This window comes from Streptomyces sp. 13-12-16 (genome assembly GCF_002114215.1).
Taxonomy (GTDB): domain Bacteria; phylum Actinomycetota; class Actinomycetes; order Streptomycetales; family Streptomycetaceae; genus Streptomyces.
The window spans coordinates 1-1382 of the sequence record NZ_NCTE01001380.1 but is presented as its reverse complement, the minus strand read 5'-3'; the positions used below and the strand labels follow the sequence as shown (position 1 = coordinate 1382).

Genomic DNA, 1382 nt, shown 5'->3' with positions numbered 1-1382 from the left:
CTCGGCGGCGACCTCGCCGGTCACGCCCGTCAGCGCCAGCAGCGGCGCCGCGGCCAGGACCGCGACCGCGGCGCAGAGCGCCGACCACACCGCGGTGCAGGCCGCCAGCGCCAGCAGCGCGCTCGGATCGTCACGCCGTCCGGCGCCGGCGAGGTGTCCGAGCCGTACCGTGAACGCGCCGGACACACCGGTGAACAGCGAGGTCAGAATCGCGTACAGCGGCTGTGCCGCGCCCAGTGCCGCCAGCCCGGTGACGCCCACGTACCGGCCGACGACCGCGCTGTCGACCAGCAGGTAGCCCTGCTGGAGCAGATTGGCCAGGGCCAGCGGGGCCGCGGTGCCGACTATGCCGGTCAGGACCGGGCCCCGCGTCAGGTCCGGCACGTCAGTCTCCGGGCATGGTCAGCAGCTCGTCGAGCCACGCGTCGTCGCCGTCGTCGTCCGGCCCGCCCGTGTCGTACTTGTTCTCGATGAGCCGGGCGACGGCGGCCACGGTGCGCTCGCTCATCAGGTCGACGGTGTCGAACTGCCGGCCGAGGCAGGCGGAGATGCTGTTGCCGATGGTCAGCGCCATGATCGAGTCGGCGCCCAGGTCCCGGAAGTCGGCGTGGACGTCGATCACCGGGTGACCGAGGGTGTGCGCCAGGCAGCGGCCCACCATCCGCTCCCTGTCGGTGTACCCGTCGTCCGGACGCCCGGTGAGCCGTACCTCGGTGGACTCCACGGCCTCGCGTACGCGGGTGAGGCTCTGCCTGGACCGCTCCTCGATCGCCGCCAGTCCCGTCTCGATCTTGTCCTCGATGTCCGCGGACAGGGCGACGTGGTACGTCGGCAGTACGCTCATCAGGTCGCTGGTGTAGTTGATCTCACCGGCGAAGAACCCCGCCCGGTCCCCGCGCAGCGCCGCGTCGATCAGGTCGAGGCCGGTACGGGTGCGCAGCGACCGGAACACCAGGTCCTCGCTGACGCCGGTGTCGACCGCCATGCCGACCTCCCGCCAGGCCACCCAGTCGACGCTGACCACGCGGTGCTCCGGTGTGTTCAGCGTGCGGGCCAGGTGGTCCAGGTAGAGGTTCGCGGCCGCGTAGTCGGCCTGCCCGAGGGCCGGGAACACCGCGGCCACCGAGGACATGTGCAGCACGAAGTCGGGCCGGTCGTCCCGGGTCAGGTGGTGCAGCAGGAACGCGCCGCGCAGCTTCGGCCGCAGGACGGACGCGAAATCGTCGGCGTCCCGGTAGGCGATGAGGTTGTCGCCGGGCACGCCGGCGGCGTGCACGATGCCGTCCACCCGGCCGTGCGCGGCGCGGATCGCGGCCAGCACGTCCGCCAGCGCGGCCTCGTCGGCGACGTCGGCGGCCACCGGGTGCACGCCGGCGCCGAGC

Annotated in this window: 2 protein-coding genes; both read right to left on the bottom strand. The window is 72.9% G+C overall.

The window, feature by feature from the left end:
* Positions 1–384: MATE family efflux transporter (locus tag B7767_RS41170; protein WP_218775867.1), on the bottom strand; the 384-nt coding region annotated here is incomplete at its 3' end.
* Position 385: 1 nt separating this feature from the next.
* Positions 386–1382, bottom strand: a 997-nt coding sequence (locus B7767_RS41165; protein ID WP_143652964.1) for a beta-ketoacyl reductase, incomplete at its 5' end; no start/stop codon positions are given.